General features: G+C 43.6%; 3 protein-coding genes. All 3 read right to left on the reverse strand.

Features of this window, described 5'->3' with window-relative positions:
• Positions 1 to 234 precede the first annotated feature (234 nt).
• Complete coding sequence (locus HYS07_00760; protein MBI1869703.1) at positions 235 to 510, reverse strand: hypothetical protein; 276 nt, start codon at positions 508 to 510, stop codon at positions 235 to 237.
• 8 nt (positions 511 to 518) lie between these two features.
• Positions 519 to 788, reverse strand: coding sequence for a BrnT family toxin (locus HYS07_00765; GenBank protein MBI1869704.1), 270 nt, complete (start codon positions 786 to 788; stop codon positions 519 to 521).
• A gap of 90 nt (positions 789 to 878) precedes the next feature.
• On the reverse strand, positions 879 to 1,313 hold the full coding sequence (locus tag HYS07_00770; GenBank protein MBI1869705.1) for a tyrosine-type recombinase/integrase: 435 nt from the start codon (positions 1,311 to 1,313) through the stop codon (positions 879 to 881).
• Positions 1,314 to 1,441 lie beyond the last annotated feature (128 nt).

Raw genomic sequence — 1,441 nt, forward strand, 5'->3', positions numbered from 1 at the left:
GCGTATAAATAAACGGACATATTGAGATTCCCCCCTCCTTTGTAAGGAGGGGTTGGGGGAGGTAGAATCAAGGACTCTACCCCACCCTACCTCCCCTTACAAAGGGGAGGAGATGTCTGTTTATTTATGCGCAGTTATATAGAAGCTTTTTCATGATCCCCTTAAAATGCGAAGATAGGTTGGATTCTAACAGGTTTGAGGGCGAAGGGGTCCAAAAATTTTTCTAGTATACGGCTAACTTCTTTTGGGATGAGGGTGTGTCTCTTGATAGAACTTTTCTAGGATCCACATTCTCAAAAGAGATGAGTATCCGATCCCTTTTCTTGTACCCAAGGTTTTTAATAATTTCACAATTTTTTTATCCAGTCTCAGCGTTACAACCTGCCGGTCCGGTTTCACAAACACGATATCGTTAGCGGGTCTTAAATCCTCTTCATAATCCGCAAGGCTGTGCGTGTCCCAAAACGTTCTTTCTTCTTGCTTTGTTTTAAATCTTGGTATTTTAGCCATAGATCATCTCACTTCCTTCTTTTATACCGATATTTTTCTTTTTCATCCATGTCCCTAGCCGTAATAATCTCAACTTCTCGACGGTTAAGAAATCCCACAACAATAAATAGATACCGACCCGCATGGGTTTGCCCTGTTACGTAATGGCGCCCTGTTCTTCCTTTATCAAGATAAGAAGAGTGGGAAAAACATACCGCCTCAACTTCTTCGGGTACCACACCATGCCGCGCAATATGCTCGACGCTATCTTCATCCCAAACTATTTCTGCAATCTTCACCTAGTCCCCCACCCTTGTTTTAAATGTATTACAATGGAATACGTTTGTCTAGTTTTTAATGGATTGGTTTTTTGCTTTTCCATCTAGCCTCTAGCCTCCAGCCTCTAGCTGCCTCTCCCTCGGATGACATTTCTTATGAACCTCTTTGAGGTCAACGATGGAGAGTTTGAGATAAGGTTCTAGGCTGTCTAAGTGTTCATGACCGAGGAGTTCTTTGACGTAGTAGGGATTAGCCTTGTTTCGGATCATGCCCGTAGCACAGCTTCTTCTAAAAACATGCGGGGTGACAGGTTTGTCAAGGCCCGCTCGTTTAGCGGCTTTGTTAACGATTTTAGCAAGCCCCTCTCTTCCCAGCCGTCCTCCCCTTGCATTTAAGAAGAGGGCGTTTTCTTTTGTTCGTCCCTCATCCATCGTATTTCGTCCTTCGACCTGTCTTTTCGCTTTTGCATCTAGCCTCCAGCCTCTAGCCTCTAGCTTGTTTAGTAGAGTGGGCCTCACTCCTTTGATGTAGTTGTGCTTTCCCACACTCTGATCGTAATATTTATTGAAATCTTACCAAATTCAGATCATAAAAGAGCGCATGATAAGATAAGAGGAGCCGCCTCAATTTGGCAAAAGAGGACTTATTCTTATTCACCACCATGCGCCCAAAA

Source organism: Chlamydiota bacterium (assembly GCA_016178055.1).
GTDB lineage: Bacteria > Auribacterota > JACPWU01 > JACPWU01 > JACPWU01 > JACOUC01.